Source organism: Streptomyces sp. NPDC002690 (genome assembly GCF_053592415.1).
On record NZ_JBSFVR010000044.1, the window covers coordinates 1 to 18,897 of the forward strand.

Below are 18,897 nucleotides of genomic sequence, written 5' to 3' on the forward strand. Positions count from 1 at the left end.
CGACGTTGTCGAGCGCCTCGCGGTGGTTGCCGATGTAGCCGGGGGGGTCGATGGTGCGGAAGCCCGGGTGGGTGTGGTCGGCCCCGAACTCGGTGAGCACCCGCGTGTACACCTTGGCGGGACGGCCCGCCCCCGGCCCCGAACGGCCCGTCAGCCGGCGGCTGCCGCTCGCCAGCAGGCCCGCTTCGGTCAGCTTGTCCAGATGGTGCGCGGCCAGTGTGCGCGCCACCCCGGTCGCCTCGGCGGCCTCGTTGCGCCCGACCTCGCGGCCCTGCGCCGCCACGTATGCGTACAGGCGGCGGCGTACTGGGTCCTGCAGCATTGCGATCGCGTCGATGTCCTCCACCCGGCCATTCTAGGAACAACGCAGGTTGGAGATAGAAAGCGGCTTCGACCGCCGCGCGACGAGCCCTGCGGGACGGCACCGCCGGCGTCCCGCCCCGGGACGCGCCAGGCACGTCCCGGCCGTCCCCGCGGCGGCGTCCGTCACCGCTCCCGCCCTGCCCGGTCCCCGGCCGTGACGACCTCGAAGGGGGGCAGCAGGGCGCGGGGGTCGTGGCCGGACTTCCACAGGCCGATCAGGAGCGCGGTCGCCGACTCCAGCTGATCAGCGCGCTCCAGGCCACCGAGCGTGAGCGGCACGTGTCCGAGATCGCGCACCAGTGTGCGTACGGCCTCCAGCGCGGCCTCCTCGTCGCCGCAGAGCGGAACGGCGAGCGGGCCCTCGGCCGTGGCGGCGGCGAGCGGGTCGAGCCGCCACACGGAGTCGGGGAGGTGGTTGAAGGCCTTCACCACCCCGGCCCCGGTGGTACGGGCGAGGGTGCGGGCGGCGCCCGGACCGGTGCCGGTGGTGAGCAGCAGGCCGGGGCCGATCGCGTTGGTGCAGTCGATCAGCACCCGGCCCCGCAACGCGCCTTCGCCCGCGCCGAGTCCGGCGAGCACGCCCGCCAGGGCGTCGTGGGGCAGGGCGAGCAGAACCGCGTCCCCGAAGCGGGCCGCCTCGCCCAGCGTGCCGGGGTGGCCGCCGGCCCGGTCCGCGAGGGCACACGACCGTTCGGGGGACCGCCCGCCGAAGAGCACCTCGTGCCCGGCCGCGGCCCAGCGCGTGCCGAGTGCGTCCGCCATGTTTCCCGTACCGAGCACGCCGATGCGCATCCGTGTTCTCCCCTCCGTCGGCGCCGCTCCACGGTCCGGGAGCGACGCCTGTGACGTTAGGAGATGCGGCACTTACCATGTGGTGCCCAAGTGGTGTGCGCAGAGGGGGCGTTGTGGAACGGGTGCTGGCCGACTGCCGGGCGAGACTCGCGTTCGACCTGCTGGCGAACACCTGGAACGCCGTGGTGGTACAAGCATTGGGGGCCGGACCGCTGCGCCCGCGCGATCTGCGCGCGGCCATTGGTTCGATCAGCCCCAAGGTGCTCAACGAGACCCTGCGCAGGCTCACGGAGTACGCGCTGGTGGAGCGTACGGTCCCCGCCGGGGCGCCGCGCCGCGTCGCGTACGCGCTGACCCCGCTCGGCCGGACGCTGCTGGAGCCGATCGCGGCGCTGGGCCGCTGGTCGGCCGAGCACGGGGACGCCTTCGTGGCGGCGCAGGGCTGGGACGACTGAGCCGGCCTCCGCGCCGGTTCACCCGAGTCCGGCCCGTGCGCCCGCGGGCGCCGCCGGCGAGCGCCGTGTCACCAGCGGGGGATCGCCGGGGTCACCCACTCCGGGTCGGCCTTGCGCATCGCCGCCGCGTCGTCGCGGTCGCGCAGGGTGCCGTCGTCGTCCAGCCAGCGCCGGTGGAGGGCGGCCAGCCGGTCGCGGTCGAGTTCGACGCCGAGGCCGGGGGCGTCGGAGACGGTCAGGCGGCCGTCCTCGAACACGTGACGGGTGGTGATGACGTCCTCGGTCTGCCAGGGGTAGTGGCTGTCGCAGGCGTAGTCGAGGTTGGGCACGGTGGCGGCGACATGGGTCATCGCGGCGAGGCTGATGCCGAGGTGGGTGTTGGAGTGCATGGAGAGACCCACCCCGAACGTCCGGCAGATCGCCGCCAGTTCACGGGTGCGGTGCAGTCCGCCCCAGTAGTGGTGGTCGGAGAGGACGACCTGGACGGCGTCCTTCGCGAAGGCTTCGGGCAGTTCGGCGAGGGTGGTGACGCACATGTTGGTGGCGAGCGGCACGTCCGTGCCCGCCGACACCTCCGCCATCGCGGGCGTTCCGCTCGCGGGGTCCTCCAAGTACTCCAGCACGCCTCCCAGTTCGCGCGCTACGTACAGCGAGGTCTCCACCGACCAGGCGCCGTTGGGGTCGAGCCGGAGCGGGCGGCCGGGGAATGCCTCGGCCAGTGCGCGGATCGCGGCGATCTCCTCGTCGGGCGGGAAGACGCCGCCCTTGAGCTTGAAGGACCCGAAGCCGTGCTCCCGGGCGAAGCGTTCGGCCTGGGCGACGACCCCGGCCGGGTCGACGGCGGCGCCCCAGTCGTCCGCCTCGCCGCCCTCGGGGTGGGCCGCCCAGCGGTAGAAGAGGTACGCGCTGTAGTCGACGGCGTCGCGGACCTTGCCGCCGAGCAGGGCGTGCACGGGCAGGCCGAGCGACTTGCCGAGCGCGTCCAGGCAGGCGACCTCGAAGCCGGAGACGACGGAGAGCCGGAGCTTGTCGGCCGTCCGGACACCTCGCAGGCCACCCGCGTCGACCCCCTCCCCCTGGCCCCGGGCCTCGCGGGAATCGCCGCACACCTCCTCCGCGAGGGCGAAGAGGCCGTTCAGGTCGCTGACCGAGCGGCCCACGAGCGCCTGGGCGAGCGGGCGGGCGAGATCGAGGTAGACGGAATCGCCGTACGTCTCCCCGATCCCGGTCACGCCACCCCGTGTGACCACTTCCACGATGAGGCGCGGGGTGTAGGGCTGGTGCACGCCCTGAGTGTTCAGCAGGGGCGGGTCGGCTATGAGAATCGGGGTGAGCCGGACGTCCTCGATCAACAACGCTGTATCCATACGTGAACTCTATTCAGGGATGCGTTCGAACGCCAGGGTGCCCGGCCGGACCGGCGCCACTTCACCCGCGCGGATTCGGACCACTCACTGGACGACATACCGACTGGTCGGCATCATGGGCACGTTCGGTCCCACCACCCCGGAGGTGCGCGTCATGAGTTCAGTCCCCCCGCCAGGACTCGACCCCGTCCTGCTGCGCGGCCATCTCGACCGCGAGCGGCCGGGGCTGGTGAGCGGACCGCTCGAAGCCCGGCTCATCGAGGGCGGGCGGTCGAACCTGACGTACACCGTCACCGACTCCGTCCGTACCTGGGTGGTCCGCAGACCGCCGCTGGGCCACGTCCTCGCCACCGCGCACGACATGAAGCGCGAACACCGGGTGATCGACGCCCTCTACCCGACCGCGGTGCCGGTGCCCAAGGCGGTGCTGCTCTGCGAGGACGACTCCGTCATCGGGGCGCCGTTCTACGTCATGGAGTACGTGGAGGGCACCCCCTTCCGCACGGCCGAACAGCTCGCCCCGCTCGGCGCCGACCGGACCCGGCAGGTGGTCCTGGGGCTGGTGGACACCCTGGTCGACCTGCACGCGGTGGACCCGGCGACGGTCGGGCTGGGCGACTTCGGGCGCCCTGAGGGCTTCCTCGACCGGCAACTGAGTCGATGGGGCAAGCAGTTGGATGCCTCACGCAACCGCGAGCTGGCCGGCATCGACGAACTGCACGCCGGCCTCGGCCGTGCACTGCCCGACTCGCCCGCACCGACCGTCGTGCACGGAGACTACCGCCTGGACAACGCGCTGATCGGGGCCGACGACTCCGTCAAGGCCGTGCTCGACTGGGAGATGTCCACCCTCGGCGACCCGCTCACCGACCTCGGGCTGCTGGTGATGTACAGCTCCGACCTGGGACTTCCCCAGTCGCCCGTCTCCACGACGAGCGGCGCCCCGGGCCACCCCTCCCCCGCCGAGCTGATCGAGCGCTACGCCGCGCGCTCCGGCCGGGACACCTCCGGCCTCTCCTGGTACACCGCGTTCGCGTGGTTCAAGCTCGCCGTGATCCTGGAGGGCATCCACTACCGCTACACCCTGGGCCAGACGGTCGGCGCGGGCTTCGACCGCATCGGCGAACTCGTCCCCCTCTTCATCGAGCACGGCCTCACCACCTTCCAGGAAGGCTGATCACCCGCATGGACTTCGCATTCGACGCCCGCACCGAGGAGCTGCGCACCAGGCTGCTCACCTTCATGGACGAGCACGTCCACCCGGCGGAGAAAACCGCCGAGGAGCAGCGGGCCCTGCTCGCCTCGCCGTGGCAGACCCCGCCGGTCGTGGCGGAGCTGAAGGCCGAGGCACGCCGCCAGGGTCTGTGGAACCTCTTCCTGCCCGACGCCGAGCACGGCGCGGGGCTGACCAACCTCCAGTACGCACCGCTCGCCGAAATCAGCGGCCGTTCGCCGCAGTTGGCGCCGACCGCGCTGAACTGCGCGGCGCCGGACACCGGGAACATGGAGGTGCTCCACCAGTTCGGTACGGACGCCCAGAAGAAGCAGTGGCTGGAGCCCCTGCTCGCGGGCGAGATCCGTTCGGGGTTCGCGATGACGGAGCCGGAGGTGGCATCCTCCGACGCGACCAACATCGAGACCCGGATCACGCGCGACGGCGACGAGTACGTCATCAACGGCCGCAAGTGGTACATCTCCGGGGCGATGAACCCGGACTGCGCGATCTTCATCGTGATGGGCAAGACCGACCCGGACGGCGCGGACATCCGCCGCCAGCAGTCGATGATCCTGGTCCCGCGCGACACCCCCGGCCTCGAAGTGCGCCGCGCCATGCGGGTGTACGGGTACGAGGACCACTGGCACGGCGGACACGCCGAGATCGTCTTCACCGACGTCCGCGTGCCGGTGGCCAACCTGATCGGCGAGGAGGGCGGCGGCTTCTCCATCGCCCAGGCGCGCCTCGGTCCGGGGCGCATCCACCACTGCATGCGACTGATCGGCATGGCGGAGCGGGCCATCGAGCTGATGTGCCGCCGCGCCGTCTCCCGTACGGCCTTCGGCAAGCCGCTCGCCCAGCAGGGCGTGGTGCAGAACTGGATCGCGGACGCCCGGGTGACGGTCGAGCAACTGCGGCTGCTGGTGCTGAAGACGGCTTGGCTGATGGACACCGTGGGCAACCGGGGGGCGCACACCGAGATCCAGGCCATCAAGATCGCGACGCCCCGGGCGGTGCTCGGCATCCTCGACGACGCGGTCCAGCTGCACGGCGCGGGTGGCGTGAGTCAGGACTTTCCCCTCGCCGAACTCTGGTCCTCCGCACGGACGTTGCGCCTGGCGGACGGCCCGGACGAGGTGCACCAGCGCTCGCTGGCCCGGCGGGAGATCAAGAAGTACCTCTGACGGGGCGGGCGGTGGGGCCGGGGTGCGGGTGGGAAGGCCCCCGCACGTCGGCCTCCTCACCGGCGCGGCCCTGCCGGACCGGGAATGCGGGTGCTCCGCCGGAGTGGGCCGTGCGAGCATCGGCGGGTGACCGATGACGAGGGCCTGTTTCACGCGCGACTGATCGGCGAGCGGCTCGACCGGGTGGCCACGGAGCTGCGCCCGCGCTCCGACGACGGGCCGTCGCTGCTCCGCCTCCGGCTGCACATGGACGGACTCGGCCCCGTCCTGTTCGGTGCCGCCGGGACCGGCTTGTCGCTGCGCGCCGAACCCGACGCCGGCACGGAGCACGGCGACGTCCGGTGGACGGAGGACCCGCCGGAGCTCCCGCTGACCCGGTTCACCGGTCAGCGCGTCCGCTCGGTGCGCGAACTCCGCCACGGGGGCGGCGGCGCGGCCGGGGCCCCGATCGGCGTCACGCTCCAGTTCCCCGGCGGGAGCGTCCACCTGCTCGGGTTCGACGGCGAGCTCCTCGTCCTGGACCAGCTCCCGGAAGCGGACGCGGCCGGAGCCCGTGTGCACGAGGACGTGACCCTCGCGCGGGTGGTGATGACCTGCCAGGAGAGCCCGTCGCAGTGGGACGCGTGGACGACAGGGGGCCAGTACCTCTATCTGCGGTACCGGCACGGCTCGGGAACCGTCGAACAGTTCCCGAGCGAGGACACGGACACGTGGGGCGACGAGGGATCGTGGCTCTGGACCGACTGGGAGGACGGAACCCCGAGCGGCTGCATCGAGCTGGAGGATTTCCTCGCCATGGCCGGTCTGCGGCTGGCGCCCGGCGTCGAGGTCCCGCCGCGGTACCGTCCCGGCTGACCGCGGACACGGCGGGGCGCGGGCCCGGAAGGGCAGGGCGCCCCGCCCGGCCGTGACCGGAACGAGGCGCCGCAGGGGCTCTCGGGATGCCCCGGGTGGAACCGTCAGAAGGTCAGCGACCAGCTGTTGATGTACCCGGTGTCGGAGGACGCCGTGTCCTGGACCTTCAGCTTCCAGATCCCGTTGGCGGTTTCCGAGGAGGCGTTGACGGTGTAGGCCGCGACGACGTTGTCCGCCGAGTCGCTGCTGCTCGCGCTCTTCAGCCGGTAGGCGGTGCCGTCCGGCGCCACCAGGTCCACCACGAGGTCGCCGCGCCAGGTGTGCCTGATGTCCACGTCGACCTTGAGGGTGGAGGGCGCGTTGCCGGTGCGCCCGGTGACGGTGATGGCGGAGGTGACGGCGGCGCCGTTGTCGGGCACGGTCACGTCGGTGGCGTTGGTGAAGACGGTGCCGGCCGGCGGGGTGGCCGTGGCGGCCGAGAGGTTCCAGACCGCGTAGGCGATGGCGTCGCTGTTGCGGTCGAGGGCGGTGTCGTCGATGTTGGCGGAGCTGTCGCAGGAGGCGTGGTAGCACCGGTCGAAGGCCAGACCCGAGGTGCCGCCCCACTTCTGGGCCTGCGCGGCGGTCTTGATGTAGTCGGCGCCGGAGAAGAGGCCGCCGACCGGGACGCCCGCGGTCTTGAAGGGCGCGTGGTCGGAGCGGCCGTCGCCCTCGGTCTCGATCTCGGTCGGTATCGAGACGCCCGCGTAGTAGTCCTTGAAGGTCTGCTCGATCGTCGGGTCGTCGTCGTAGACGAAGTAGCCGGGGTTGGGCGAGCCGATCATGTCGAAGTTGAGGTAGCCGGTGAGCTTGGCCCGCTCGGTGGTGGCGAGGTTGTTGACGTAGTACTTCGACCCGACCATCCCCAGCTCCTCCGCTCCCCACCAGGCGAAGCGGAGGTGCTTGTCGGGCTGGTAGCCGGCCCGGGAGACGGCGAGAGCGGTCTCCAGGACGGCCGCCGAACCGGAGCCGTTGTCGTTGATCCCGGCCCCGGCCGTCACCGAGTCGAGGTGGGCCCCGGCCATCAGCACCTTCGAGGTGTCGCCGCCCGGCCAGTCCGCGACGAGGTTGTAGCCCGTGGCACCGCTGGAGGTGAACTGCTGGAGGGTGGTGGTGTACCCGGCGGCGTCGAGCTTCGCCTTCACGTAGTCGACGGACGCCTTGTACCCGGTACGGCCGTGGGCGCGGTTGCCGCCGTTGGCGGTGGCGATCGACTGGAGCTGGGCGAGGTGCGCCTTGACGTTGGCGAGCGGGATGTCGGGGGCGGTGACCGCCGCGGGGGCGGTCACGACGACGGGGCGCTCGTGGGCGGCGAGCGCGCCCTCCCGGACGGCGGACAACTCCTCCCGGGCTCCCTCGATTTCGCGGGCGAGGACGTCCCGGCGCCGAGCGGCGTCCAGCCGGCCGTGTGCGGACGCGAGCCGTGCCGCGAGCTGTTCCGCGCGGGTCGCGGCCTCCTGGGCCGCCTCGACCTCGGCGGCCAGTGCCGTACGGGTGTCGTCCCAGCCGGCCAGCCAGGCGTCCGCTTCGTGGATCGTCTCGTCGTCCACCGCCGACTCGCCTTCGAGCGCGGCGCGTTCGGCGTCGATGGCGGCGCTGCGTGCCTCGGCGCGGCGGGCGGCGTCGAGACCGCCCAGTTCCTGCCGGTAGCGCCGTTCCAGCTCGGCGAGCTGCCCGGCGCCGGCGTCGGCGAGTTCCGGGGGCAGCTTCGTGCGGAAACGGTCTCGGACGGCGCCGGCCGCGGCGGCTTCGCGTTCGGCCGCGTCCCGCAGTTCGAGAGCGGGAACGATCAGGTCCGCTTTTCGGGCACGCGCCAGGCGCTCCTCGCTGCGGTCGTGCTCGGCGCGGCCTTCCTCCAGGCCGGCCGCGCGCCTGCGGGTTTCCGCGAAACGCTGCTGGAGACGGGCGAGTTCACGCTCGGTGTCCAGTGCGCGGCGGGCTGCCGCCCGGCGCTCCTCGGCGGCCGTCGCCGCGATGCGGGCGATCTCCAGCCGCTCCCCCGCGCCGGAGCGCGCGACCGCTGCCCACCCGAGCACTCCTTCGGCCAGGCCCGGTTCACCGGGCTGGGCCGTCGGCAGAGGCGTTTCGGCGGCCGGGCCCGCGGCCTGCGCCAGCCGTTGGGCGCCGGCGAGTACGCGTTCGTCCCCGGTCCTGACGCGGGACTCGGCCGCCCGGCGCAGTTCGGCGAGGCGCTCTTCGACCGCGGCGAAGCGCCGGGTGTCGAAGAGCCTGCCCAGCAGCTTGCCCCGGGCCTCGGCGTCGGCCCGCAGGAACCGTGCGAAGTCGCCCTGCGGGAGCAGCACCACCTGGCAGAACTGGTCCCGGCTCATCCCGAGGAGTTGGGTGATCTCCTCGCCGATCTCCTGGTGCGACTTGCTGAGGGCCTGCCAGCCCTTCTCCGGGTCGTACGCGCGCAGTCGGCTCTGGGCCTTCTCGGTGGTGTACCCGTCGCCCTTCTTCTTGGGGCGGGCCTGGGCCGGTGCGCGGGTGATCTCCAGGCGCCGGCCGCCGGCGGTCAGTTCCAGCAGGACTTCGGTGGGGGTGGCGGGGTCGGCGTGGTCGCTGCGGAGCGAGGTGCCGGGGCTCTGGCGGGCGCCGGGGACGGCCCCGTACAGGGCGTAGCAGACGGCGTCGAGCACCGAGGTCTTGCCGGCGCCTGTGGGGCCGTGCAGCAGGAAGAGGCCGGCCGAGGAGAGCGCGTCGAAGTCGACCTCGGCGGTGGTGCCGAAGGGACCGAAGGCGGTGAGGACGAGCCGGTGGAGCCTCATCGGGACACCTCACGGACGCCGTCGTCCACGCGTACGTCGTCGAAGGCGGCGCGCAGCACGGTGCGTTCCGACTCGTCGGGCCCGCTGCCGCCGCGCACGTGTGCCACGAAGTCCTCCGCGATGCTGTGGTCGTCGCGTCCGGCGAGTCGCTGGGCGTACGAGGCGAGCGGGTCCTCGGGGTCGCGTTCGGGGTCGAAGACGAGGTTGAGGGTGTGCGGGAAGCGTGTCGTGAGCCGCGCCATGGGGTCGGTGGGGCGGGTGGGGTCGGTGAGGGTGGCCTCGACCCAGGCGCCCCGATGGGTTTCCAGCGCGGGGTCCTCCAGGAGGTCGTCGAGCCGGCCCCGCAGCCGGGCGAGCGGCCGGGGCACGGGGCAGTCGACGCGTTCGCCGGTGACGTCACCGTCCGCGTCCAGGTCGATCAGCCACATGGTCTTGCGGTGGTCAGCCTCGGAGAAGGAGTAGGCGAGGGGGGAGCCGGAGTAGCGCACCCGCTCGCTCACCCGCTGGCTGCCGTGGAGATGGCCGAGAGCCACGTAGTCGACGCCGTCGAATACTCCTGCGGGTACGGCGGCGACCCCGCCGACGGTGATGTCGCGCTCGCTGTCGCTGGGTTCGCCGCCCGCGACGAAGGCGTGGGCGAGCACCACGGAGCGGGTGCCCGGCGCACGGTCCGCGAGGTCGGCGCGTACCCGGTCCATCGCGGCGGTGAGTACGGACTCGTGGGCGGCCTTCGCCGCTCCGAGGGAGTCCTTCACGAGGGCCGGTTCGAGGTAGGGGAGGCCGTAGCAGGCGACGTCGCCGTGGGCGTCGGTGAGAGTCACGGGGGTGCCGCAGCCGGCCGGGTCGGTACGCAGGTGGATGCCGGCCCGGTCGATGAGCCCGGCGCCGACGCCGAGCCGGCGGGCCGAGTCGTGGTTGCCGGAGATCATGACGGTGGGCACCCCGAGGGCGGCGAGCCGGTGGAGGGCGGTGTCGAAGAGTTCGACGGCGGCGAGCGGAGGCACCGCGCGGTCGTAGACGTCGCCCGCGACGAGGACCGCGTCCACCTCACGGTCGCGGACGGTCGCGACGAGATGGTCGAGGTAGGCGGCCTGGGCGTCGAGCAGGCCGACGCGGTGGAAGGACCGCCCCAGGTGCCAGTCCGAGGTGTGCAGCAGTCTCAAGGCGTGTCTCCGCCCGCTGTGATCCGCATGTCCCTCGTCCTCCGCCCCGTGGCCGGCAACGGCCTCGCGCCCCTGTCCGGGCCGTACCGGTCTCCTGAAACTGCGTGCACGGACCCGCGCGGCATGGGACCGGCCTTCAGGTCCCCGGCACGGCCGTGCGGACTCCACGCTAATGCCGTCGGGCCCCGGTTCCCGAATCGGCGGGGTCGGCGGTGGCGAACCTCACCGGCCGACGGCGCGCCTCCTGCGGCCGAGGCCGAACCTCCCGGCGGCCGGGAGCCTCGGGTCACCGGGCCGCGCGGCTCACACGTCCCCGTACGCCTCGCCGCCGAGTTCGAGCGTCGCCGAGCCGGCCGTCGCGTCGGCGAGCCAGGCCCTGAATCCGGCCACGTCCGCGTCGGGCAGTCCGATCTCCAGGGTGACCGCTTCCGCGTACCGCACCTCGCGCACGGCGGTGCCGGTGGCCCTCAGATCGTTCTCCAGCTTGCCCGCCCGCTGATGGTCGACCGTGACGGTGGCCAGCCTGTAGCGCTGCTGGGTGAGGGTTCCGATCTCGTCCAGCGCTTCGCCGACCACTCCGCCGTAGGCCCGGATCAGGCCACCGGCGCCGAGCTTCACCCCGCCGTAGTAGCGGGTCACGACGGCCACCACGTAGCGGACCTCGCGGCGCATCAGCATGTGCAGCATCGGTACGCCGGCGGTCCCACCGGGCTCGCCGTCGTCGCTGGCCTTCTGCACGGAGGCGTCGGCGCCGACCACGTAGGCGTAGCAGTTGTGGCTGGCGGTGGGGTGTTCCTTGCGGACGCGTGCGACGAACTCCTGCGCCTCCTGCTCGGTGGCGGCGGGGGCGAGCGCGCAAAGGAAGCGCGACCGGTTGATCTCGCTCTCGTGCACGCCCGCTCGGGCGACTGTCCGGTACTGCTCCTGCATGCCTCCACCCTAGGCGGTGTGCCGGGACGGCCCGTACCCGCTCCGACCAGCGGGAACACGGCGCCTCGACAGTGCGCTTCCTGAGGTGGGCGCCGTTGGTGCCATGCGGGGAATGTCGGCGGCGCGTGCCGGGTTGTCGCGGGCATGTACGCAGACGATGAGACGATCCGCCGGATTCTGCTGGAGTCCGGCGACACCTGGGCCGTGGTGGGCCTCTCCGACAACACCTCGCGGGCGGCCTACGGGGTCGCCCGGGTCCTCCAGCGGTTCGGCAAGCGTGTCGTGCCGGTCCACCCGAAGGCCGAGACGGTGCACGGCGAGCAGGGGTACGCCTCGCTGGCGGAGATCCCGTTCCCGGTGGACGTGGTGGACGTCTTCGTCAACAGCGAGCAGGCCGGCACCGTGGCGGACGAGGCCGTGGCGATCGGAGCGAAGGCCGTCTGGTTCCAGTTGTCGGTGATCGACGAGGCCGCGTACGCCCGCACCCGCGAGGCCGGTCTCGACATGGTCATGGATCGCTGCCCCGCGATCGAAATTCCCTCCCTGCACTGACCCGGTACACCCGGGTGCGATCACTTCATGTCCGAATCGTCCGACAGCGGTCGCGCCCTTCCGCCGGGGCGGGCGGCGGCGGACAATGACCGCTCGTGGACACGGTGACGTACCCGGACCGGTTGGCCGCCGAACTGCTCGCCCTGGGCGTGCGTCCCGGTGCCACGCTGATCGTGCACGCCTCGATACGCGCGGTACGCCCTCCGGACCGGTGCACGCTCTCGGTGGTCGCGGGGCTGCGGGGCGCGCTGGGGCCGGAGGGGACTCTGGTCGTCCCCGCGTTCACCCCGGAGAACTCCGACACCTCGCGCGACCATCTGGCCCGCACGGCGGGTCTCACCGGGGCGGAGCGTGCCCGGTTCCGCGCGGTGATGCCGCCCTTCGATCCGGCCCGCACGCCCGCCCCGGCCATGGGCCTGCTCGCCGAGGCGGTACGGCGGAGCCCCGGTGCCAGGCGCAGCGGCCACCCGCAGACCTCCTTCGCCGCGCTGGGTCCGGACGCCGCACGGCTGACCCGTGGTCACCGCGCCGCCTGCCACCTGGGTGAGGAATCGCCGCTCGCCCGCCTGTACGACGCGGGCGCGCAGGCGTTGTTGCTCGGCACCGGTTTCGGCACGTTCAGCGCCTTCCACCTCGCCGAGTACCGGGTCCCCGAGCCGCCGGTACGCCGTTACCGCTGCGTGGTGGGCGGGCCGGGCGGGAGCCGGTGGTGGGAGTACGAGGACGTGGCTCTCGACGATTCGGACTTCGTCGCGCTGGGCGCGGAGTTCGCGCGGTCGGCGGCCCCGGGAACCGTCCGCACCGGCAGGGTGGGCGAGGCCGCCTGCACGCTGGTGCAGGTGCGGGAAGCGGTGGACTTCGCGGTGGACCGGTTCCTGGACGGCGCGTACGGCGCTCGTCGCGCGGGCGCCGGGGAAGCGGCCGTGCCCCGCGCCGGGCGTGCGCCGAAGGGCGTGGGCGCCTGATCCGTCAGACGCCGAGCCCCTCCACCACCACCGCGCCCGGGAGCGCGGCCAGGGACTTGCCGGGGACGATGAGTTTGCCGCGACGGCTCCCGCTGCCGATGAGGACCCACTCCTCGTCGGCCACGGCCGGGTCGATCAGCAGCGGCCAGGCGGCGGGGAGGCCGATGGGCGTGATCCCGCCGTACTCCATGCCGCTCTCGCCGACCGCGAAGTCCATCGGGGCGAACGACGCCTTGCGCGCGCCGAGATGCTTGCGCACCGCGCCGTTGACGTCGACACGGGTCCGGGAGAGCACGACGCAGGCGGCCGGCGTCACGTCGGCGCCGCGCTTGCCCGCGACCACCACACAGTTGGCGGAGGTGCCGAGCAGGTCGGCGCCGTAGTGCTCGACGAAGACGGCGGTGTCGGCGAGGTCCGGGTCCGTGTCCACGTGCAGGATCTGCTCGGCGGAGAAGCCGCCCCATCCCCGGGCCACCGCCTCGGCGACCGGTGCGACGAGCAGGTCGGTGCGGTCGGCCGCCGGAGCGGTCGCCTCTTCGTCGAAGGTGCCGATGGGTGCGCGCATGGCGTCACGCTAACAGCCGCCCCGGAGCCCGATGTTGCCGGATCAGCGGACCGGCGGGATCCAGACGGCCATGGTCAGCTCGACCGGCTCGGTGCCCTCGTTGCGGTAGGCGTGGGCGACGTGCGCCTGGAAGGTCGCCGAGGTTCCGGCGGGGACCGTGTGGGAATCGCCGCCGACCACGAGGGTCAGTTCGCCCGCCGTGACGTGGAGCAGTTCGACGGTTCCCTCCAGGTGCGGGTCGGAAGCGCTGCCGTCGCCGGGCTCCAGGTGCCAGGACCAGAGTTCGAACGGCCCGCCCGCCTCGGCACCGACGAGCAGGGTGGTCGAGCTGCCGGCCTCGGTCGACCACAGGCGGACCGCCTGCTCGGGGGCGACCAGACGGACCTGCGGGCCCTGCTCGTAGTCGAGGAGCGCGGTGATGCTGACACCGAGCGCGTCGGCGAGCTTCACCGTGGTGCCGACGCTCGGGTTGGTCCTGGCCTGCTCGATCTGGATGATCATTCCCCGACTGACACCGGAGCGGGCCGCGAGAGCGTCCAGCGTGAAGCCGCGCTCCCCCCGCCAGCGCTTGAGGTTCCGTGCCAGCGACTGGGTCAACTGGTCGAGATCAGACACATTAAGTCCAATATTCTTGATGGTCGCGTACAAAATAATGAACTACGGTGTGGTGTATCCCTGCCCCAACCGTTCGCCGCACTGTACTGCGAGGCCTGTCATGTCAGCACTCTTCGCCCTGGCCACCAGCCTGCTGTGGGGGCTCGCCGACTTCGGCGGCGGCCTGCTGACCCGTCGGATTCCCGCGCTGACCGTGGTCGTCGTCTCGCAGGCGATCGCCGTCGTCGTACTGGGCGTCACCGTGGTGGCGACCGGTGCGTGGAGCGAGGCAGGCGGCCGGCTCTGGTTCGCGGTGGCGGCGGGCACGGTGGGCCCGGTGGCGATGCTCTGCTTCTACAAAGCGCTCGCCCTCGGCCCGATGAGCGTGGTCTCCCCGCTCGGTTCGCTCGGCGTCGCCGTACCGGTCTCCCTCGGCCTGCTCGCCGGGGAGCGCCCGGGTCCCGCGCAGCTGGCCGGGGTCGCCGTCGCCGTGACGGGCGTCGTCCTGGCGGGCGGCCCGGAGCTGCGCGGGGCGCCGGTACGCCGCCGGGCGGTGCTTCTGACGCTGGTCGCGGCGTTCGGCTTCGGGGCCGTCATGTCCCTGGTCGCGGAGGCTTCGACCAGTACGACGGGTCTGTTCCTGGCCCTCTTCGTGCAGCGTGTCACCAATGTCGTGGTCGGCGGCGCGGCCCTCTCGGTGTCGGTGCGCCGCGGCGGCCGGGCGCTGCCCGTGGAGGGCGGCCGGACCGTGGTGCTCACGGCGCTGCCCGCGCTGGCGTTCGTCGGACTCGCTGACGTCGCGGCGAACGGTACGTACGCCACCGCCGCGCTGCACGGCTCGGTGACCGTGGCGGCGGTGCTGGCCTCGCTGTATCCGGTGGTGACCACCTTGGTCGCGCGCGGCGTGCTCAAGGAACGGCTCCGCGGCATCCAGGCCGCGGGCGCGGGTCTGGCCCTGATGGGCACGGTCCTGCTGGCCTCGGGCTGACGCTAGACCGGTCCCGTACCGCTCTCCGCGGAGGCGAAGTCCAGCAGTTGCGCGGGCGTGACGCCTTCGGGAATCGGCACGGGCGCGGGCGTGCGCAGCGGGGGCTGCCAGCCCCGCTCGGGGTCGTAGCTCCGCACCACCTTGGCCGGAGCGCCCGCGACGACGGAGTGGTCCGGGACCTCTCCCCGTACGATCGCGCCCGCCGCCACCACGACATTGCGGCCGAGCCGGGCGCCGGGCAGCACCACGGCTCCGGTCCCGATCCAGCAGCCGGGCCCTATCACCACGGGCTCCATGCGCGGCCACTGCCGGCCGACCGGCTGCTCCGGGTCGTCGTAACTGTGGTTCGTCGAGGTGATGTAGACGTACGGGCCGCAGTAGGTGTCGGAGCCGATCGTCACCGTGGTGTCGGCGATGACATGGCTGCCCCGGCCGAGTACCACCCCGTCGCCCAGGGTCAGGATGGGATCGGGGCCCAGTTCCAGACCGGGCATCATGCCGGCGGTGAGCGTGACCTGCTCGGCTATGACGCAGTGGTCCCCGAGGCGGATCCACGGCTCGCCGAACACCGTGCCCTGCGGGAACGCCAGCCGCGTCCCGGGCCCGATCCGGCCGAAGCGCAGCGGACCGGGGTGGTCGGCGGTCACCGCACCGTGCTCCCCCACCCACGCCCGGCCACGGTGGACCGCGCGGGAGGCGGCGCTACGCCACCAGCGGGAGAGGATGGGGAACGTGTGTTTGCTCTTCGGCACCCGCTCACGGTAGTCGTCCGTGTTCACCCCCTCCGGGGCTCCCCGCTGTGATGTTCGCCCCACTGCCCGGCGGATGAGCGGGCGTCACCTACGGTTCTCCGAAAGGTCGTCGTCGGACGAAGGAGCGGACCGTGGCGGAGCAGCCGTTGATCAGGGGCGTGGGCGGCAGGGAGCCGTCGGTAGACCCGGACGCCTTCGTGGCGCCGACCGCCGTCGTGATCGGCGAGGTCACCCTCGCCGCGGGTTCGAGCGTCTGGTACCAGGCGGTACTGCGGGCGGACTGCGGCCCCGTCTCCCTGGGGGCGGACAGCAACATCCAGGACAACTGCAGCGTCCACACCGACCCCGGCTTCCCGCTCGTGGTCGGAGAGCGGGTGTCCGTGGGTCACAACGCGGTCCTGCACGGCTGCGTGATCGAGGACGACGTGCTGATCGGCATGGGGGCGACCGTGCTCAACGGCGCCCACATCGGTGCCGGATCACTGGTCGCGGCCCAGGCGCTCGTTCCCCAGGGCATGCGGGTACCGCCGGGTTCCCTGGTCGCGGGCGTACCCGCGCGGGTCAAGCGGCCGATCACCGCGGAGGAGCTGGAGGGGATCAAGTTCAACGCGGTGGGTTACGTGGAGCTGGCCAAGGCGCACCGCGAGGCGCACGCGGGCTGAGCCCTGGCTGCCGGACGCCGGGCCGGACTCCGGACGGTGTCCGGCCGGACGTTCGGCCCGACGCTCGGTCCGGCGTTCAGTCCGCCGTCGCGGCGGAGGTGGCGGGTGCTTCGGCGGACTGGGCGGCGGCCTTCTTCGCACGGTTCTTCAGCACCAGCATCGAGGTCAGGCCGATGAGTACCGCGACCACGAGCCCGAGCCAGGAGAATCGCTTGAGCCACGACTCGGCCACCACGCCCACCGTGTAGATGACGGCGGTGGTGCCCCCCGCCCAGGCGACGCCGCCGAGCACGTTGGCGATCAGGAACTTCCAGTACGGCATGCGCAGCACACCGGCGAGCGGCCCCGCGAAGATGCGCAGCAGGGCCACGAAGCGGCCGAAGAACACCGCCCACATGCCCCACTTCTGGAACGAGCGCTCCGCCATGCCCACCTGGGCGGCACCGAAGTGCTTGGGGAATCTCGCCTCCAGCCAGGCCAGCAGCGGACGGCCGCCCTTCCTGCCGATCGCGTAGCCGATCGAGTCGCCGATGACCGCTCCGGCGGTGGCGCAGGCTCCCAGGACGTACGGGTCGATGTCCCCGTGCTGGGAGGCGAGAAGGGCCGCGCTGACGAGGACGATCTCGCCGGGCAGCGGGATGCCCAGGCTCTCCAGACCGATGACGCCCGCCACCAGAAGGTAGATGCTGAGCGCGGGGATGGTTTCGAGCCACTCCTGAACGTGCAAAGCCGTGCCTCCCGTGCAGGTGTTCCCCCTGTCGGCCGCCCGTGCGGCGACATGACACCGTGCGCCAGCCTACCGGGCGCGGAGCCGGCGAGGTCGGCCGCTCCCGGCGGCGGACCTCCGGCCGGCGGGGCCGCGCCGGCCGGCGGACCGGATCGGTGAACGGCCGACCGGCTCAGCCGTGCGGCCGGAGGGTCCAGATCACCGTCATCTCACCGGTCACGGCCCCGTCGGCGCGGGTGATCTCGATCGTGACGGGGAACTCGGGCCGCTTGCCCTCGTCCAGTTCGGCGACGACCTCGGCGGCGGGGCGGCCCAGGGTGGCGGTCGCGGTGACCTCACCCATGGCGAGCTTCCGGTAGCCGATCTCGGCCCGGACGGCGAGCGGCACGGCGCGGTGGAGCTGGTCGCCGAAGGCCGCCATCACGATCGCGCCGCTGGCGGACTCGGCCAGCGTGAACATGGCTCCGGCGTGCGGTCCGCCGAGGTGGTTGTGGTAGTCGGCCTGGTCGGGCAGGCGCAGCACCGCGCGCTCCGCTTGCGTCTCCAGGAATTCGAGGCCGAGGGTGCGGACCATCGGTACCGTCGCGGCGAGCATGTCGCCCACGTTCTTCTCTGCTGCAGCGCTCATGGCCCGAGATGTTACTCACGGGTAGCGTTCTTGGCCATCCCCTCACAGGGGCGGCCGTGGCCGACGTCTCAGCGTGCCTCTATGGTTACTGGCCATGTGGCCAGGACAGCAGCCGCCCGGGGGCGAGCAGAACCCGCAGGACCCGAACCAGAATCCGTACCAGCAGCCGGGGTACCAGCAGCCGAACCCGTACCAGCAGCCGGGATACCCACAGGGGCAGCCGCAAGGGCAGCAGCCCGGCTACGGCTACCCGCAGAACGGTCAGCCCGGCGGGCCGAACCCGTACCAGCAGCCGACCGTTCCGGCGTACGCCGTGCAGGGACCGCCTCCCGGCGGCCCGCAGCGCCCGGACGACAAGCGGAAAACCGCCGTGGTCGCCGTGGTCGCGGCCGCGGCGGTCGTGGTGGCGGCGGTCGTCACGGGCGTCGTGGTGATGAAGAAGGACGACAAGCCGGGCGGCAAGGACGTCGCCGACGGCAAGGGCTCACCGACCGCCTCGGTGAAGCCGACCGCCGCGACCTCCACACCCGCCAATCCGCGCAGCGGGGACGACGACCCGAAGCCGACCGTGCCCGGGTGGAAGGTCGTCACCAACCCGAAGTGGGGGACGCGGTTCGAGGTACCCGGTGACTGGGAGGTGTCGTCCGCCGGCATGAGCGCGGGCTTCGAGGACGCCAAGGACCCGACCGGCACGCCCGCCGCCGTTTTCACCGCGCCCGCGTACCTCAAGACCAAGTGGTGCGTGGACGACTCCGACAAGGACGGGAACGAGGAGGAGACCAGCCTCGCCGGCGTCGGCAGCAAGGGGGCGCAGGGCGCCAAGTCGACGGACGAGGCGGCGACGAAGACCGCGGAACAGTGGGTCTGGGCGGCCTACGCGCAGACCGACCCCACGGACAAGATCAAGGTGGCCGCCCCGGAGCCGTACACCACCACGTCCGGTCTGACCGGCAGCGTCGCGAGGGCCACCGCGCTCGGCCTGGCGAACAAGAACAAGTGCGACACGGACGGGAAGTCGGTCGTCTTCAGCTTCAAGAACAGCGACGGCGCTTACGCGAGCTGGGTCCTCTACGGCGCCACCGGCGTGGACGACGAGCTGCCCGACACCACCGTCGACAAGATCCTGAGCACCGTCCGGCTGGTGGACATCACCTCCTGATCCGGTGGCCGTTCCGGCCTTGCGATCACACCCTTCGGACACGGCTCAGATGCCCGTGGTTCCGCCGCCCGGCTTTCCGGAGCCCGGCGGCGGAACCGGGGAAAGCCGGACCTCACGCCCTCGCGGGGACATATCCATTTGGCAAGGCGGGGCACCGCCGTGTTTAGTCCCTG

The 18,897-nt window shown here is 72.5% G+C and carries 20 protein-coding genes and 1 pseudogene; 9 read left to right on the forward strand and 12 right to left on the reverse strand.

Features of this window, described 5'->3' with window-relative positions:
• A partial coding sequence (locus tag ACWD3D_RS08965; protein WP_451460231.1) for a helix-turn-helix domain-containing protein occupies positions 1-346 on the reverse strand: 346 nt, incomplete at its 3' end.
• 140 nt (positions 347-486) lie between these two features.
• Positions 487-1,155, reverse strand: coding sequence for an NADPH-dependent F420 reductase (locus ACWD3D_RS08970; RefSeq protein WP_451460232.1), 669 nt, complete (start codon positions 1,153-1,155; stop codon positions 487-489).
• A 77-nt stretch (positions 1,156-1,232) separates the two neighbouring features.
• On the opposite strand from ACWD3D_RS08970, the gene ACWD3D_RS08975 reads away from it, so the two are divergent.
• Complete coding sequence (locus ACWD3D_RS08975) at positions 1,233-1,610, forward strand: winged helix-turn-helix transcriptional regulator (protein WP_451460233.1); 378 nt, start codon at positions 1,233-1,235, stop codon at positions 1,608-1,610.
• Between the two features lie 68 nt (positions 1,611-1,678).
• Here the strand turns inward: ACWD3D_RS08975 and ACWD3D_RS08980 are convergent, their stop codons facing one another.
• The gene (locus ACWD3D_RS08980) at positions 1,679-2,977 is read right to left on the reverse strand and encodes a glucarate dehydratase family protein (protein WP_451460234.1); all 1,299 of its coding nucleotides are present in this window, start codon (positions 2,975-2,977) and stop codon (positions 1,679-1,681) included.
• A 154-nt stretch (positions 2,978-3,131) separates the two neighbouring features.
• Here ACWD3D_RS08980 and ACWD3D_RS08985 point away from each other — a divergent pair, with 154 nt between their 5' ends.
• From ACWD3D_RS08985 to ACWD3D_RS08995, 3 genes are all read left to right on the forward strand, one after another.
• A complete protein-coding gene (locus ACWD3D_RS08985; RefSeq protein WP_451460235.1) occupies positions 3,132-4,154 on the forward strand; it encodes a phosphotransferase family protein in 1,023 nt (340 codons plus the stop codon).
• An 8-nt stretch (positions 4,155-4,162) separates the two neighbouring features.
• On the forward strand, positions 4,163-5,377 hold the full coding sequence (locus tag ACWD3D_RS08990; RefSeq protein ID WP_451460236.1) for an acyl-CoA dehydrogenase family protein: 1,215 nt from the start codon (positions 4,163-4,165) through the stop codon (positions 5,375-5,377).
• Between the two features lie 126 nt (positions 5,378-5,503).
• Positions 5,504-6,232, forward strand: a complete 729-nt coding sequence (locus ACWD3D_RS08995; RefSeq protein WP_451460237.1) for a hypothetical protein — start codon at positions 5,504-5,506, stop codon at positions 6,230-6,232.
• A gap of 104 nt (positions 6,233-6,336) precedes the next feature.
• Here the strand turns inward: ACWD3D_RS08995 and ACWD3D_RS09000 are convergent, their stop codons facing one another.
• The 4 genes and pseudogenes from ACWD3D_RS09000 to ACWD3D_RS09015 all read right to left on the reverse strand — a co-directional run bounded on the left by ACWD3D_RS09000 (position 6,337) and on the right by ACWD3D_RS09015 (position 11,132).
• Positions 6,337-7,611, reverse strand: a complete 1,275-nt coding sequence (locus ACWD3D_RS09000) for a M28 family metallopeptidase (RefSeq protein ID WP_451460264.1) — start codon at positions 7,609-7,611, stop codon at positions 6,337-6,339.
• A gap of 840 nt (positions 7,612-8,451) precedes the next feature.
• Positions 8,452-9,039, reverse strand: a pseudogene (locus tag ACWD3D_RS09005) (AAA family ATPase); the annotation flags it as partial.
• Positions 9,036-10,202 (reverse strand): exonuclease SbcCD subunit D, encoded by a 1,167-nt coding sequence (locus ACWD3D_RS09010; RefSeq protein WP_451460238.1) that lies wholly within the window; start codon positions 10,200-10,202, stop codon positions 9,036-9,038. The gene ACWD3D_RS09010 and the pseudogene ACWD3D_RS09005, both read right to left, overlap by 4 nt.
• Positions 10,203-10,505: 303 nt before the next feature.
• Positions 10,506-11,132 carry a YigZ family protein gene (locus tag ACWD3D_RS09015; protein WP_451460239.1) on the reverse strand — a complete coding sequence of 209 codons (627 nt, stop codon included), beginning with the start codon at positions 11,130-11,132 and terminating at the stop codon, positions 10,506-10,508.
• Positions 11,133-11,276: 144 nt separating this feature from the next.
• Between ACWD3D_RS09015 and ACWD3D_RS09020 the strand changes: the two genes are divergently transcribed.
• Positions 11,277-11,684 (forward strand): CoA-binding protein, encoded by a 408-nt coding sequence (locus tag ACWD3D_RS09020; RefSeq protein ID WP_451460240.1) that lies wholly within the window; start codon positions 11,277-11,279, stop codon positions 11,682-11,684.
• 95 nt (positions 11,685-11,779) lie between these two features.
• Complete coding sequence (locus ACWD3D_RS09025; RefSeq protein ID WP_451460241.1) at positions 11,780-12,649, forward strand: aminoglycoside N(3)-acetyltransferase; 870 nt, start codon at positions 11,780-11,782, stop codon at positions 12,647-12,649.
• A gap of 4 nt (positions 12,650-12,653) precedes the next feature.
• Here ACWD3D_RS09025 and ACWD3D_RS09030 read toward each other — a convergent pair whose 3' ends face one another.
• Positions 12,654-13,214: a YbaK/EbsC family protein gene (locus tag ACWD3D_RS09030; RefSeq protein WP_451460242.1), complete on the reverse strand. Its 561-nt coding sequence runs from the start codon at positions 13,212-13,214 to the stop codon at positions 12,654-12,656.
• A 42-nt stretch (positions 13,215-13,256) separates the two neighbouring features.
• Complete coding sequence (locus tag ACWD3D_RS09035; protein ID WP_451460243.1) at positions 13,257-13,829, reverse strand: helix-turn-helix domain-containing protein; 573 nt, start codon at positions 13,827-13,829, stop codon at positions 13,257-13,259.
• 100 nt (positions 13,830-13,929) lie between these two features.
• Here ACWD3D_RS09035 and ACWD3D_RS09040 point away from each other — a divergent pair, with 100 nt between their 5' ends.
• Positions 13,930-14,796, forward strand: a complete 867-nt coding sequence (locus ACWD3D_RS09040) for an EamA family transporter (protein ID WP_451460244.1) — start codon at positions 13,930-13,932, stop codon at positions 14,794-14,796.
• A 2-nt stretch (positions 14,797-14,798) separates the two neighbouring features.
• Here the strand turns inward: ACWD3D_RS09040 and ACWD3D_RS09045 are convergent, their stop codons facing one another.
• The gene (locus ACWD3D_RS09045; protein ID WP_451460245.1) at positions 14,799-15,548 is read right to left on the reverse strand and encodes an acyltransferase; all 750 of its coding nucleotides are present in this window, start codon (positions 15,546-15,548) and stop codon (positions 14,799-14,801) included.
• Between the two features lie 131 nt (positions 15,549-15,679).
• Between ACWD3D_RS09045 and ACWD3D_RS09050 the strand changes: the two genes are divergently transcribed.
• On the forward strand, positions 15,680-16,210 hold the full coding sequence (locus ACWD3D_RS09050; RefSeq protein ID WP_451460246.1) for a gamma carbonic anhydrase family protein: 531 nt from the start codon (positions 15,680-15,682) through the stop codon (positions 16,208-16,210).
• Between the two features lie 76 nt (positions 16,211-16,286).
• On the opposite strand, the gene ACWD3D_RS09055 is transcribed toward ACWD3D_RS09050, so the two are convergent.
• The gene (locus ACWD3D_RS09055; RefSeq protein WP_451460247.1) at positions 16,287-16,937 is read right to left on the reverse strand and encodes a DedA family protein; all 651 of its coding nucleotides are present in this window, start codon (positions 16,935-16,937) and stop codon (positions 16,287-16,289) included.
• A 172-nt stretch (positions 16,938-17,109) separates the two neighbouring features.
• Entirely contained in the window at positions 17,110-17,565 is a 456-nt protein-coding gene (locus ACWD3D_RS09060) for a DUF4442 domain-containing protein (RefSeq protein WP_451460248.1), read from the reverse strand.
• Positions 17,566-17,659: 94 nt separating this feature from the next.
• Here ACWD3D_RS09060 and ACWD3D_RS09065 point away from each other — a divergent pair, with 94 nt between their 5' ends.
• Entirely contained in the window at positions 17,660-18,724 is a 1,065-nt protein-coding gene (locus tag ACWD3D_RS09065; RefSeq protein ID WP_451460249.1) for a hypothetical protein, read from the forward strand.
• The last annotated feature ends 173 nt before the right edge of the window (positions 18,725-18,897 follow it).